The 13,989-nt window shown below is 51.9% G+C and carries 16 protein-coding genes; 10 read left to right on the forward strand and 6 right to left on the reverse strand.

Annotated features, from left to right (window positions below):
- Window positions 1-357: 357 nt before the first annotated feature.
- On the forward strand, window positions 358-2,190 hold the full coding sequence (locus AACH44_RS16430; protein WP_261846978.1) for a sensor domain-containing diguanylate cyclase: 1,833 nt from the start codon (window positions 358-360) through the stop codon (window positions 2,188-2,190).
- Here AACH44_RS16430 and AACH44_RS16435 read toward each other — a convergent pair.
- The gene (locus AACH44_RS16435; protein ID WP_338659328.1) at window positions 2,159-3,175 is read right to left on the reverse strand and encodes a type IV pilus twitching motility protein PilT; all 1,017 of its coding nucleotides are present in this window, start codon (window positions 3,173-3,175) and stop codon (window positions 2,159-2,161) included. The two genes, AACH44_RS16430 and AACH44_RS16435, sit on opposite strands and share 32 nt — an antisense overlap.
- 21 nt (window positions 3,176-3,196) lie before the next feature.
- Here AACH44_RS16435 and AACH44_RS16440 point away from each other — a divergent pair, with 21 nt between their 5' ends.
- From AACH44_RS16440 to AACH44_RS16475, 8 genes are all read left to right on the forward strand, one after another.
- Entirely contained in the window at window positions 3,197-3,910 is a 714-nt protein-coding gene (locus AACH44_RS16440; protein WP_338659329.1) for a YggS family pyridoxal phosphate-dependent enzyme, read from the forward strand.
- Between the two features lie 86 nt (window positions 3,911-3,996).
- Complete coding sequence (proC, locus tag AACH44_RS16445) at window positions 3,997-4,818, forward strand: pyrroline-5-carboxylate reductase (protein ID WP_338659330.1); 822 nt, start codon at window positions 3,997-3,999, stop codon at window positions 4,816-4,818.
- Between the two features lie 48 nt (window positions 4,819-4,866).
- A complete protein-coding gene (locus AACH44_RS16450) occupies window positions 4,867-5,421 on the forward strand; it encodes a YggT family protein (RefSeq protein ID WP_261846982.1) in 555 nt (184 codons plus the stop codon).
- Entirely contained in the window at window positions 5,418-5,708 is a 291-nt protein-coding gene (yggU, locus tag AACH44_RS16455; protein ID WP_261846983.1) for a DUF167 family protein YggU, read from the forward strand. The genes AACH44_RS16450 and yggU overlap by 4 nt, the downstream gene beginning before the upstream one ends.
- A gap of 31 nt (window positions 5,709-5,739) precedes the next feature.
- Window positions 5,740-6,333, forward strand: coding sequence for an RdgB/HAM1 family non-canonical purine NTP pyrophosphatase (gene rdgB, locus AACH44_RS16460; protein WP_338659331.1), 594 nt, complete (start codon window positions 5,740-5,742; stop codon window positions 6,331-6,333).
- Window positions 6,326-7,465, forward strand: a complete 1,140-nt coding sequence (gene hemW / locus AACH44_RS16465) for a radical SAM family heme chaperone HemW (RefSeq protein WP_338659332.1) — start codon at window positions 6,326-6,328, stop codon at window positions 7,463-7,465. The genes rdgB and hemW overlap by 8 nt, the downstream gene beginning before the upstream one ends.
- Before the next feature lie 231 nt (window positions 7,466-7,696).
- Entirely contained in the window at window positions 7,697-7,957 is a 261-nt protein-coding gene (locus AACH44_RS16470) for a ribbon-helix-helix domain-containing protein (protein WP_425606658.1), read from the forward strand.
- Window positions 7,908-8,159, forward strand: a complete 252-nt coding sequence (locus AACH44_RS16475) for a hypothetical protein (RefSeq protein WP_338659635.1) — start codon at window positions 7,908-7,910, stop codon at window positions 8,157-8,159. The genes AACH44_RS16470 and AACH44_RS16475 overlap by 50 nt, the downstream gene beginning before the upstream one ends.
- Window positions 8,160-8,183: 24 nt before the next feature.
- On the opposite strand, the gene AACH44_RS16480 is transcribed toward AACH44_RS16475, so the two are convergent.
- Window positions 8,184-8,729: a hypothetical protein gene (locus tag AACH44_RS16480; protein WP_261846987.1), complete on the reverse strand. Its 546-nt coding sequence runs from the start codon at window positions 8,727-8,729 to the stop codon at window positions 8,184-8,186.
- Window positions 8,730-9,002: 273 nt separating this feature from the next.
- Here AACH44_RS16480 and AACH44_RS16485 point away from each other — a divergent pair, with 273 nt between their 5' ends.
- Window positions 9,003-9,131: an entericidin A/B family lipoprotein gene (locus tag AACH44_RS16485; protein WP_039347108.1), complete on the forward strand. Its 129-nt coding sequence runs from the start codon at window positions 9,003-9,005 to the stop codon at window positions 9,129-9,131.
- Between the two features lie 93 nt (window positions 9,132-9,224).
- Here AACH44_RS16485 and AACH44_RS16490 read toward each other — a convergent pair whose 3' ends face one another.
- From AACH44_RS16490 to AACH44_RS16505, 4 genes are all read right to left on the reverse strand, one after another.
- Complete coding sequence (locus AACH44_RS16490) at window positions 9,225-9,680, reverse strand: GNAT family N-acetyltransferase (RefSeq protein WP_261846988.1); 456 nt, start codon at window positions 9,678-9,680, stop codon at window positions 9,225-9,227.
- 17 nt (window positions 9,681-9,697) lie between these two features.
- The gene (gene lplT / locus AACH44_RS16495) at window positions 9,698-10,927 is read right to left on the reverse strand and encodes a lysophospholipid transporter LplT (protein ID WP_261846989.1); all 1,230 of its coding nucleotides are present in this window, start codon (window positions 10,925-10,927) and stop codon (window positions 9,698-9,700) included.
- Entirely contained in the window at window positions 10,924-13,110 is a 2,187-nt protein-coding gene (gene aas, locus AACH44_RS16500) for a bifunctional acyl-ACP--phospholipid O-acyltransferase/long-chain-fatty-acid--ACP ligase (RefSeq protein ID WP_261846990.1), read from the reverse strand. The genes lplT and aas overlap by 4 nt, the downstream gene beginning before the upstream one ends.
- A 404-nt stretch (window positions 13,111-13,514) precedes the next feature.
- Complete coding sequence (locus AACH44_RS16505; RefSeq protein ID WP_261846991.1) at window positions 13,515-13,988, reverse strand: GNAT family N-acetyltransferase; 474 nt, start codon at window positions 13,986-13,988, stop codon at window positions 13,515-13,517.
- Window position 13,989 lies beyond the last annotated feature (1 nt).

Here is a 13,989-nt window from a genome sequence, read left to right on the forward strand (position 1 = left end):
CTTTCCGATAATTTGAGTATTATTTTTTTGCCGCTATTCTCTGTTTTTGCACATAAGCGTATAAATAGGGTTTAAGCGTAAAAATGACCAGAACAACTACGTCAATACATTGAATAAAAGGCAACGAAATAAACGCCTTATTAGTGATCGTCGTCATACATTTCAGGTCATTAATTACATACCAATATAATATTTATTAATTTAATTAATAGCAGGCTACTTTATTGATTCGCCCATTGCTTTTCGCGTAAAAAAAAGGGGCTGCCGATAACATCGCAGACGGCATTGTGATAAACGAATGCCTCTGGCAACAGCGAACCAAGGGTAAAGACAGAAAGAACATAGGCAAATATAAACATGAATAATCAGTCAGTTGATGTTGATTTGATTACCAGGTTTGACAATGAAGCCAAACTGCACGCGCTCAATTCCGTTTATGCCATCGCCGAGTTTGATCTGGCAGGGAAACTGATTGAAGCCAATCCTCTTTTTTGCAAAATACTGGGCTATAAAAAAGAAGATATTATTCAGAAAAATCACACGTTCTTTCTGCCAGAAGGATTACACCAAAAAAACGATCATTTCTGGCGCGATGTGGTGAAAGGAAATATCAACGCAGGCGAATTCCAGCGCAAAACACAAAAAGGAGACATTATTTGGCTCCATGCTGCTTATACGCCCATTATCGATGACAAAGGCCGACGTATCGGCATCATAAAACTGGCAACGGATATTACGCAGGAAAAACTTCTCGTGTCAGAACATCGCGCACGACTGGATGCGATTGAGAACGCGCAAGGCGTCATCGAGTTTGATAAAGACGGCTATATTACCCACATCAATAAACATTATCTGGTACTGACAGGCTATGAAGAAAAAGAAATACTCGGTCAGCACCACAGACTACTCTGCAATCCCAGTGATACCGAACAGGCAGACTATCAAACGTTTTGGGAAACCTTACATCGCGGCCACCCCATTAGCGGACGCTTCCACCGGCTGGGCAAAGACAGCCATTCGTACTGGATACAAGCGACCTACAGCCCAATCATGGATAGTGACGGCAATGTGCGAAAAATCATTAAATACGCTCACAACATCACGCAGAGCGTCGAAACTGAAAAGAAAGCTCATCAGCAGGGGATCATTCTCGATATCCTGCTGTCAGTCCATGACAGCTTTCTGCTCGACCATAATTTGCCTTCCGCCTGCGATAAAGTCTTTGAACGCCTGCTTGACGTGACCAACAGCAGCTTCGGTTTTATCGCCACGTTGCAGGAAGATGAAGACGGAGAGTCGCTATACATTCCCGCGATATCCAATCTTGCCTGGGATGAAGAAACCCTGACCTGGTACAGGCTCCAGCGCAGAACCCACGGCGGCCTAAGGCTCCGTAAACTGGATAATCTGTTTGGTCACGTCGTTACCCACAATACCGTGGTGTGCACCAATAACCTGCTGAGACAAAAGGCTGGCCGGGACCTTCCCCCTATCCATCCTGCACTGTATTCCTTGCTCGGCATTCCTATCACCCACAATGGCAAAGCGATCGGCATGATCGCGCTAGCTAACCGTCGGGAAGGCTACGATCAAACGATGATCGAGCTACTGGCTCCGCTGGTAAAAACGCTCGGTATTATTATTCACGCCCGTTCACTGGAAGATGAACGCACACAGATAGAAGCCTCCCTGCGCTTTAACGCGGGGCATGATTTTCTTACCGGCTTGCCAAATCGCAGCAGCTTCTTCGAACAAGCCAACGCCTTTTTTCTGCACAAGCAGCAAGACCAGCAGACAGATAAAAGCTGTCTGGCGATTATTGATATCGATTTCTTCAAAAATATTAATGACAAATATGGCCATCTGGCTGGCGATGCCGTCCTCAAAGAGCTGGCAATGTTGATGCGTATGTCATTACGCCAGGAAGATCTGGTCGCTAGGCTTGGGGGCGAGGAGTTCATCATCCTGTTAAAAGATGTCTCCTATCAAACGGCGATGATGACGATTGAGCGTATTCGTAAATCGATTGAGCAACATACGCTGGAATACGATCGCCAGAGCCTGCATTTTACGATTAGCGCAGGGATTACCGCCTACCAACCTGAACTTGCCTCCGTTGAGGAGTGGATTCAGCTAGCCGATGAAAACCTTTACTCCGCTAAACGGCAAGGGCGCAACTGTGTGAAATAAGCCCGTCCCGACAGCGCTGCTGATAGCTTTGTTCGAACGTTTGCATTCCCACAGCCGTTCCCGTCTGAATCAAGCCGGGAAGCTGGTGCGTTTTCCCTTCACGAATCAAGTTGCTGACTGCCGCTGTCACCGTCAGCACTTCATAAAGCGCGATTCGGCCACCGTGTGCTGCGGGCAACAACTTTTGCGTCACGACGGCCTGCAAACAGGTAGCTAACTGGCTGCGAACATACGCTTTCTCTTCACTGGGGAAAACATCAATGAGCCGATCAACGGCCTGCGATGCCCTGCGCGTATGTAGCGTTGACAGTACCAAATGGCCGGTTTCCGCCGCCGTCAACGCCAGACGGATCGTCTCAGTATCGCGCAGTTCTCCCAGTAGAATAACATCGGGGTCTTCCCGCAATGCTGCTCGTAGCGCCTGAGCAAAAGACACGCTGTGTGCCCCGATCTCTCGCTGTTGGATCAGACATCGTCGGCTGGCATGGATAAATTCGATCGGATCTTCCAACGTGATCACATGGCGATCGCTGCTGTCGTTTAACGTTCCAACCATCGCCGCCAGCGTCGTGGATTTACCGCTGCCCGTCGCACCGGTAATCAGGATCAGCCCGTCTGGTTTCTCCAGCAGCGTCGCAAGGATGGGTGGCGCATGTAATTCATCCAACGAAGGTTGAACAAACGGGATAATACGCAGCGCCACGGACAGCCCTTCCCGCTGGCGAAACACATTGACCCGCAGGCGCTGCCCATCAGGCAGCATTAACGCACCATCCACCTGCCCTGCCTGCCGCAATTGTTCTTTCTGAGTCGGTTCTAGCCAGGCATCGCACCATTGCGCCACCTGTTCCGGCGTTAAACATGGTAAGGTATTTTCAGGCTGTAGCCGCCCATCCACACGTAACACCGGAGGGTGCCCACTACAAAGGTGCAGATCCGAGGCATTATGTTTTACACTACGCGCCATCCACTCATCCAATTCCATAGATTAACCTCCTGAATAACCATGACGACAATCCAGCAGAATCTACAGGACATCCGGCAACAAATCGCCACCGCCGCACAGCATTGCGCACGGTCACCAGAAGAAATTACGCTACTTGCAGTCAGTAAAACCAAACCTGTGAGCGCGATCGAAGAAGCCATTGCAGCAGGGCAACGTGCGTTTGGTGAGAACTACGTTCAGGAAGGCGTGGAGAAGATTCATTATTTTCAGGAAAACCAACCGGACACACCATTGGAATGGCACTTTATCGGCCCATTACAGTCAAACAAGAGTCGACTGGTAGCCGAGAATTTTGACTGGTTTCACACAGTGGATCGCCTGCGTATCGCGCAGCGCCTGAGTGAACAACGCCCGACCGCCTTGCCACCGCTAAATGTTCTGTTGCAGATTAATATCAGCAGCGAACCAAGCAAATCCGGCATTATGGTGGCTGAACTTGCGGAGCTCGCCGCCAGCGTCGCGGCCTTGCCTAATCTACGTCTGCGCGGCCTGATGGCGATTCCGGCACCGGAAACCGATTATGAACAGCAGCTTGCTGTTTTCAAACAAATGGCTGCGTTGCTCCAAACATTGTCAGTAAATTATCCGCATATTGATACACTCTCTATGGGGATGACAGATGACATGCGCGCAGCGATTACCGCGGGCAGCACGCTGGTGCGTATCGGTACGGCAATCTTTGGCGCACGGGACTATTCAGTCAAAAGCGCATAAACAGTCAGCCAAAAGCGCATAAACCGCAGAGACAGAGCCTGAACAGCCTATCGTCTCTGACAAACAGGTGAGCAACGAGGATGCAGATGCAGCAACGTAAAATAGCGTTTATTGGTGCCGGGAACATGGCGCAGGCCATTATCGCCGGATTGGTCAACGGCGGTTACCCCGCTCAACATATCAGCGTCTGCGCACCTTCGGGTAAAAACCGCGATGCGCTGGCTGCACAATATGGCGTCATCAGCAGCGCGGATAACGTGCACTGTGCGCAGGAAGCGGACGTCATTGTTCTGGCCGTCAAACCACAGATGATGGCAACAGTGTGTGAACCACTGGGTGAGCAGGTCAACTTCACGGGTAAACTGGTGCTCTCGATCGCAGCGGGAATCAATATCGCCCGTTTTCAGGCGCTGTTGGGTGAACCGTTGAATATCGTGCGAATTATGCCAAATACGCCGTCGCTGGTCGGAAAAGGGATGAGCGGAATGTATGCTCCTCCATCTGTCAGTCAAGCTGATAAAGACTTCACCGCACAGTTGATGCAGAGCGTCGGTAAAATTTGCTGGGTAGATAGCGAATCTGGCATTAACGGCGTGATCGCCGCGGCGGGCAGCGCACCAGCCTATTTCTTCCTGTTTATGGAAGCGATGCAACAGGAAGCGATTCACCAAGGGTTCGATCAAGAAACCGCTCGCCTGTTGGTGCAACAGGCTGCGTCGGGCGCGGCTGCATTGGTTGAAGCCAACCCCGACACGCCGCTGTCGACCCTGCGGGAGAATGTCACCTCCAAGGGCGGTACCACGGCAGAAGCGCTACGGGTGTTTAACGAACAGCAGTTGACGCAAACCGTGGCTGAGGCCATGCAGGCGGCAATTGCTCGCGCACAAGAAATGGAAACGCTTTTTTAATCAAAAGCGAGCCCCGATTCTTTATCTCATTAAGGAAAAGACGTACTTATGCTCACCCTGACTTTTCTGGTCAAAACGCTGGTCGACCTCTATGTAATGGTTCTGCTACTGCGCATCTGGATGCAGTGGTCACGCAGCGATTTCTATAACCCGTTATCGCAGTTTGTCGTCAAAATCACCCAGCCGATTGTCGGGCCGCTGCGTCGTATTCTACCGTCGCTAGGACCGATTGATAGCGCCTCACTGCTGTTGGCCTTTATTCTTACGACGATCAAATACCCGTTGCTGCTATTGATTCAGGTGGGGGCGATTTCCCTCAGTCCAATGAACCTGCTGGTCGGGTTCATTTCGCTGATTAAATCTGCTGGCTATCTGGTCTTCTGGGTCATCATCATCCGTTCCATCATGAGCTGGGTCAGTCAGGGTCGCAGCCCAATCGAGTATCTGCTGCATCAGTTGACTGAACCGCTAATGGCACCGCTCCGCCGCGTTATTCCGGTTATGGGCGGCATTGATTTCTCTGCTATGGCCGTGATTCTGATTCTGTATATGCTCAACTATCTGGGCATGGACCTGTTCCCGGAGCTATGGTTCCTGCTGTGAGTGCCATTACCCGCCACGGCGATGCGCTGGTGATTCGGCTGTATATTCAGCCGAAAGCCAGCCGCGATCAGATCGTGGGTTTGCATGGCGACGAACTGAAAGTCGCCATCACCGCCCCGCCGGTGGATGGGCAGGCCAATGCTCATCTGACCAAATTTCTCGCCAAACAGTTTCGGGTCGCCAAGCGTCTGGTTGTGATTGAAAAAGGCGAACTCGGGCGGCATAAACAGATTAGAATTACCCATCCGCAGCACATCCCGGCTGACGTCGCGGACTTCATTGAATAAACACGATTAAATAAACACGCAGGACAAAACGATGCAAAAAGTGGTTTTGGCTACCGGAAACCCCGGTAAAGTGCGCGAGCTAGCCAGCTTGCTGGCCGATTTTGGTCTGGATATTGTGGCGCAAACCGAACTCGGCGTGGATTCTGCCGAAGAAACCGGCCTGACCTTCATCGAAAACGCCATCTTGAAAGCACGTCATGCGGCGCACATTACCGGGTTACCGGCCATCGCCGATGATTCCGGGCTGGCTGTCGATGCGTTGAGCGGCGCGCCAGGCATTTATTCCGCACGCTATGCGGGCGTGGATGCCAGCGACCAGCAAAATCTGGATAAGCTAATCCTGACACTAAAAGACGTACCAGACGAACAGCGCCGTGCCAGCTTCCATTGCGTGCTGGTGTATCTGCGCCACGCTGAAGACCCGACACCGATTGTCTGCCACGGTAGCTGGCAGGGTGTGCTGACACATGAAGCGGTGGGCAGCGGTGGCTTTGGCTATGACCCGATCTTCTTCGTGCCGGAGTTGGGTAAAACAGCAGCAGAATTAACGCGTGAAGAGAAGAATGCGCAGTCCCATCGTGGTCAGGCGCTGCGCCTGCTGCTGGATGCGCTACGCCATGCTTAAGCTTCCCCCGCTCAGCCTGTACATTCATATTCCGTGGTGCGTACAGAAATGTCCGTATTGCGATTTCAATTCCCATGCGCTGAAAGGCGACGTGCCACATCAGGAATATGTCGATCATCTGCTGGCGGATCTGGATGCCGATTTGCCGCTGGCGGGCGGTCGCGCATTGCACTCGATTTTTATCGGTGGTGGCACGCCTAGCCTACTAAGCGCGGAAGCGATGCAGGCGCTGCTCGACGGCGTTCACGCGAGAATTCCGTTAACACCGGATGCCGAAATTACGATGGAAGCCAACCCCGGTACGGTCGAGGCTGACCGCTTCAGCGGCTATCAGCGCGCGGGCATTAACCGTATCTCCATCGGCGTGCAGAGTTTCGATCCACAAAAGCTGACGCGTCTCGGGCGTATTCACGGCCCGGACGAGGCAAAACGCGCGGCACAGTTGGCGACGAGTCTGAGATTGCGTAGTTTTAATCTGGATCTGATGCACGGCCTGCCGGATCAGTCTCTGGACGAAGCACTGGACGATCTGCGTCAGGCTATTGCGCTCAATCCGCCGCATTTATCGTGGTATCAGTTGACCATCGAACCCAATACGCTGTTTAGCTCGCGCCCGCCAACGCTGCCGGATGACGATGCACTGTGGGACATCTACGAGCAAGGCCACGCGTTACTGAGTACCGCTGGCTACCAGCAGTATGAAACTTCTGCCTATGCCAAACCGGGCTACCAGTGCCAGCACAACCTGAACTACTGGCGTTTCGGTGATTATTTGGGGATTGGTTGTGGGGCGCACGGTAAACTGACTTTCAGTGACGGGCGTATTCTTCGCACGGTCAAAGTCCGCCATCCTCGCGGCTATATGCAGGGCACGTATCTGGATAAGCAGCACGATGTTGCCAACGACGATCGGCCTTTTGAGTTTTTCATGAACCGCTTTCGCCTGCTGGAAGCCGCTCCACGTGAGGATTTCACCGCCTATACCGGTTTAGAAGAGCACAGCATTCGCCCGATGTTGGATCAGGCACTGACGCAAGGCTACCTGACGGAAACGGCCACACACTGGCAAATCACCGAACACGGCAAACTGTTTCTGAACTCTCTGCTGGAGCTGTTTCTGGCGGAAGAATAATGATACGTCAGTGGGCACGTTTTCCCCAGTAGACCTGCCCACGGCTTCACACCCTTTTTATCCTTTTGCAATGCTTACAGCGCTTATGTCGAGCCGTCTCCCTTTTCCACCAAACGCCGCTTGCCCGCAGCGCGGAAATCCTTTTTCCTTGTGCTGGACGACGATTGCATCTTTAAGTACGCTACTGGCTTCTGATAAGAATAAATCTTACATTTTAGAATCGGAGGCATGATGGCCAGAACCATGACAATTGACCTTGGAGATGAACTTCGCCATTACGTGGAATCGCTGGTGGAATCAGGCGATTACCGCACACAAAGTGAAGTCATTCGGGAAGCACTGAGAATGTTACGAGAAAAACAGGCAGAGTCAGACCTACAAACGCTACGTCATTTACTCGCTGAAGGGATAAACAGCGGAGAGCCACAGGAGTGGGATAAAGATGAGTTCTTGCAAAAAATCAGAAGCAGAACGCGAACTGCCACCCGATAAAATCAAGCTAACACCGCTGGCGCAACGCGATCTGGAAGCGATTTACCTCTACGGTTTACAGCATTTTAATGAAATTATGAGATTAGCCAGACTTGAACTGACCGTTTTGACGGACAGACAAAATACAATCAAATCTGACAGACTGCTTTGGGCAAGCAGCGGGCGTCAGCCCTTGCTCGTAATTTTGATGAAATATGACTGATCATGTGTGTGACTGGCGGCTATTTTATAAACAGTTATTGTCAGGTATTGGATATATCAACTCTATCTCTGGAGCATCAGTTAAATACCTACCTGACCGAGCCATCAAGTACCCAGAAATCTCTTCAGCACTGAGATCAACATGTAACATCTCAGGATTCTGGAACCAACGATCCGGCCAAAAAATAAGATCAGATGGATTACCATCAAAATTGCTCTCGAGTAATGAAAGAGCAAAATTTTGTTCAGATTCCTTGCCCTCGCAGTCACATATAAACTGGATTGTTTGAATCAATTCGTTCCAGGTAAAGTCTGGATAAAACTTCGCCAGATTAAAGGCCATCCTGGTAAATTCCCTTGCACTGGTCCAGGAGGAAAAATCTCTGAAATTAGAAAATGTATAGGGGCGTACAACCTGGTTGTTCCATTCGACCATCATGGTTACTAACATGGGATCTTCTTGAGCAGAACCTTCATCAATTTTAGAAAGTATCATTTCAGCATTTTTTGCAAGTTCATTAATTTTTTTACTACTGACTTTGGTTGGTTTCATTCTTTCCGGCAATGGCATTGTTTTAATCCTTGAGAAGTTAACTCATCAAACCAATTGATTTTAAACAATACTCCTTATGTAGATACGGTACTACCATAGCCTACTTCTGGCACAGAACCGCCCGTCAGCTCAAGTCTGAACTAATACACATGAGTCCAACATAATTTCAAACGATATCAGCCGGTTCAGGGTTCTAGAGGATTGAATTGTTACCTGCGGTTATGACACAGTAAAGCCCTATCAAGGTCTTTCTATCACGCTCTGTTTATCAACCACCTGCGGGTAACGATGATGAAACGTATAACAACAATCGTAGTGGCATTGCTGGTCACAGCAACATTGAGCGGCTGTAACACCACACGCGGCTTTGGCCAGGACGTGCAAAAACTGGGCAGTAAAATCTCACACGCTGCGAGCTAACCATCGCCAAATACCAAAAAACCGGCAAGACGCTATGCCGGTTTTTTCTTTACGCTGCAACCCCCGACTCCTTTCGCCGCCTCGCCATATCCCTCAGAACGCCGACAGCATATCAATGTGTGGAATGCCGTCTTCGTCGTATACCTCGCCGGTCGCCACAAAACCAAACGCGCCGTAGAACGCTTGCAGATGCGCCTGCGCAGACAGGAAAAGATGCTTTTGCGGCCAGTGACGTGCGCAGGCAATCAGCGCGTGTTCCATCAGTTGATGCCCCAGATGTTGCCCACGCGCCAGAGGCGAGACAATCACGCGCCCAACCGTCACCACATCATTGTTCGGATGCGGGGCAAGCAGCCGGGCATAGGCGGCCAGTTTACCATCACGGTACGCCGCAATATGGCGATTCCCTTCCACCAAATCGCGACCATCAATATCCAGATAAGGGCAAGTTTGCTCAACCACGAATACCTGACTGCGCAGTGCCAATATGTCGTGCAATGAATACACATTAAGGTCTGCCACATCCCAGTCATGCCATATCAGACTCATTGCTACTTCCTATTCGTTTATTCTTTACCCGCGCCACCGGAACGAGAACGGCGCTGAGTCACAATTAACCATGTACACAGCAGCGCAATCGCCAACGCAAACAGCACGCCAAAACCGATCCCGATCGCGATGACCGAGACACCCAGTTTCACCACCAGAGAATAGATCCCCAGCATTAGCAACATAGCGCCGTTTTCACCCAGATTCTGTACAGCGATCGCATTCCCCGCGCCGACACTGGCTTTCCCACGTTCCTGCAACAGCGCATTGAGCGGGACAATAAAGAACCCGCCGAGCGCCCCCAGCAGAATCAGCAAGGAATAAGCGCTAATAAGGTTATGCTGAAGCGTGAAAATCACCACCACCACGCCGATCAAGAACCCCGCAGGCAGGCAGCGCCGTACGTTATCAAGCGTAACCAGTCTGGCAGCCCCCCCCGCCCCCAACACAATCCCAACGGCGACCATCGCATTAAGCAGCGTCGGCGTCGCGTTATCGGTAATACCGAGCGCATGTGGCACCCACAGTACCAACAGAAAGCGCAGCGTCACACCCGCTCCCCAGAACATGCTGGTGCCGATCAACGAAAGCCGGGCATCACCATCACGCCACAGCACCCGACAGGCGGAAAAGAAGCTGCCCGCCATCTGTACCGGATGCCACGGCTGCCCTGGACGTGCAGCATTGAGATGTGGGATCAGCATATTCGCCCCCAACGCCACACCATAAGCCACCGCACAAACCGACAGTGCACCGTAAATGTTCCAGTCTGCCAGCACGCCCCCCGCCACAGACCCTGTCAGGATCGCCGCAATGGTCGAGGCTTCCATCAAGCCGTTGGCTTTTACCAACTGATCGCCGCGAGTGATCTCACCCAAAATGCCGTATTTCGCGGGGGAATACGCCGCTGCACCAATGCCCACCAGCGTGTACCCCAGAAACGGATTACCGCCCACGCAAATGAGCAGCGCGCCCGCCAGTTTCAGGGTGTTGGCGAACATCATCACCCGCCCTTTGGCAAAGCTATCCGCAATTTGCCCGACAAACGGTGCTAAAACGATATACGCCGCCACAAAACCCATCTGCAAAAACGGCTGGCTCCAGTCGGGATACACCAGCTGTTTGATCAGTGCTAACGTGGCAAACAGCAACGCGTTATCACCAAACGCGGAGAAGAACTGCGCGATAATCACCGCGCTCATACTGCGCGACAGCAAAGGTGTTGTGGGTTCAGTCTGTTGACTCATGCACTAGGCTCCAACGCTTGAGTAAGGTTTTTTTCAGCGCTCGATGCTTCAGCCATGTGGCGCAGCGTAACGAAATCAGGCTTACCGCTACCGAGTAACGGTAACGCTTCCACATAGCGAATATCGCGCGGTACGGCCAGTTCTGGCACGCCGCTGCTGCGGGCTTGAGCAAGCAACACATCGCGGGTTATCTGGCTGTCCGTGGTAAACAACACCAGCGCCTCACCTTTGCTGCTATCGCTTTTCGCACTCGCGGCATGCTGCGCCTCCGGCGACACCTTCACCGCCAGCTGTTCCACGCTTTCGAGCGAGACCATCTCTCCCGCCAGCTTGGCAAACCGCTTCACGCGGCCGATGATGGTGCAGAACCCTCTTTCATCCAGTTCCACAATATCACCCGTGTCATACCAGCCCGGTTGCCATTCGCCTTCTGCATTTTCTGCCGCAGGCGCTTCGAGCACGCCGGGGTTTTCCACCCGCAGATAGCCTTTCATGATATTCGGCCCACGCAGTTGCAGACGGCCACCGCGCGTAATGCCCGGCACCGTAATCAAACGCGATTCAATTTCCGGTAACAGCAGGCCGACGGAATGGATTTTAGTCGCCATCGGCACGTTGATTGCCACCACTGGCGCGCATTCGGTCACGCCATACCCTTCCAAAATGCGGATACCAAATTTATCCTGCCAAACCTGACGCGTGGTTTCAGACAGCTTTTCTGCCCCAGCAACCACATAACGCAGACGAGCAAAATCATACGGATGGGCAAAACGGGCATAGTTGCCTAAAAACGTAGACGTACCAAACAACACGGTACAGTTCTGGTCGTAAACCAGTTCCGGTACAATGCGATAGTGCAGCGGGCTGGGGTAAAGAAACACGCGAGCGCCCGTCATCAACGGTGTTAACAGCCCAACTGTCAGGCCAAACGCATGGAACAGCGGCAGCGCGGACATAAAGCGGTCGCGCGGCGTGAAATCCGCAACGGTGCGAATCTGCTCGACGTTGGCCAGCAGGCTGTCGTGGGAATGCACCACGCCTTTCGGATTCCCCTCGGAACCCGAGGTAAACAGCACGATAGCCGCATCATCCGGTTTCTGTGGCAGCATCGCGCGGGCAGGAAACAGCAGATGAAACACAATCCACAGCTTATCGGTCAGCGTCACGGTGTCTTTCAAATCTTCCAGATAGACCCAGTTGGCTTCACTGACCTGCTTCGGCAGGTCCGTCAACTTGCCTTTTTCAAGAAACTGGCGAGACGTGACGATCGTTTTGATCCCCACCGCTTTCATCGCACTTTGTAACCCTTTCGCGCCCGCCGTGTAATTCAGCATGGCGGGAATGCGGTTACGCAGCGATGCGCCCAAAATGGAGGCAGCAGTAATGGTCGCATTCGGCAACAGCATACCGACATGCTCATCGGCACGGGTGAAGCGTTGTAAAATACGCGACACACCCAGCGATTTTTTCAATAAGCCCTGATAGCTGTCTTCATTGAATGAGATATCGGCAATGCTGGCAGTATTCCGCCCGTAGCGGGTTCTCGCCGCCAGAAAGGCCTGATACAGCGTATGCTGTGGGCGCGTTTCCATTCGCGCCTTCATCATAATCTGGTGTAAACGTTCACCAGCCAGCGCACGACGTGCCCTGGCGCTGCTGGCTTCCGGCATCGGCAATGTAGTCGGAGGCAAATAGGTGATCGTAATCTGTGGGAGACAGCGGCGTTTAAATACGCCCGCAAGACGACCAAACGGCGTGAACTCTGCCCCATCAATGCGTACAGGAATAATCGTTGCCCCGGATTTCGCTGCGACAAACGCCGCGCCGCTGTAAATCTTCATCAGCGATCCCGTTACGCTAATACGTCCCTCTGGGAAAACTACGACAGGCTGACCGCGTTCGATCACCTTAATCAGTCCCTTGATCGCCAGAGGTTTGGTAGGATCTAACGGCACAAAATCGATATAAGGCTTGAGCCAGCGCATAAACCAACGATCGGAAATGGAGGAATACACGGCAAAAACGGGTTTTATCGGTAAGAATAACGCCAGCAGAATGCCATCAAGAAAAGAGACGTGATTAGGGGTGATGAGCAATTTGGATTGCTGAAATTGGCTGCTGTCGCCCTCAATCCGGATGCGGTACAGATGCTGGAACACCCAACGTAACAGGGTATGGATCATGCCTTCTCCCAATAGACAGATAAACGGATAGCTTGCTGAAGCGTAAACCACCAAGCGATACGTCAAAATACTACATACTCACTATACTTCAAGCGACGGATATACGGCTTAACGCGAAGATTGCCGTCGGCACATCATTCACTTGGCATTAATCGCGCTGGAGATAACGAAAGTGGGGAGTTCAGGCAAAAAAAACCTACGCATCCGCGTAGGTTGGTGTAATCAAATGATTTCAATGTACAGAGTACATTGATATATCACCAATCAATACCTCTGGGACTTGATACTCTAAGGATCGCCACTTATCTTCACCAGCGATGAATCGAAAGAGTTATTCTATAAGTGCAACCAACTGTAAAATTCTAGCGAATCATGTAAGACAACCGCTCCCTTTGCGCCTTTTTCTAGCTAGATAACGACTGGTGATACAGCCGCACGGCTTTGTCTGGGTAATCCAGTCCCTCGCCGATGTAACACCAGCCGTGCTTTTCGTAATAGCCGCTAAACGTGGCGTACAGGTAAAGGTCATCAAAACCTGCGCGGCGGCAGAAATCCAGTACGTGCCGTTGCAGCGCCACGCCCAGCCCTCTATCGCGATAATTTTCGTCCACATACAGCGACGCCAGCCAGGGCGTCAGATCCTGTCGGCTGATTAAATCGCAGCGCCAGAGCCCTACCGTCCCGACTAAACGCTCGTCCTCCAGCGCGATAAACGTCAGCGGCAGCGCCGCAGGGTTCAGGCTATTGCGCACCACGCTAGCAAAGAATTCACGGCTATTCTGGCTACCGAATGCCTGCCAGATCCAGTCGATCACCTGCTCCTGATGCTGGGGGTAATCCGCCAGATAAACAATGCTTACCCTAGATATGCCCACCATG

It is taken from the genome of Pectobacterium araliae (assembly GCF_037076465.1).
Taxonomy (GTDB): domain Bacteria; phylum Pseudomonadota; class Gammaproteobacteria; order Enterobacterales; family Enterobacteriaceae; genus Pectobacterium; species Pectobacterium araliae.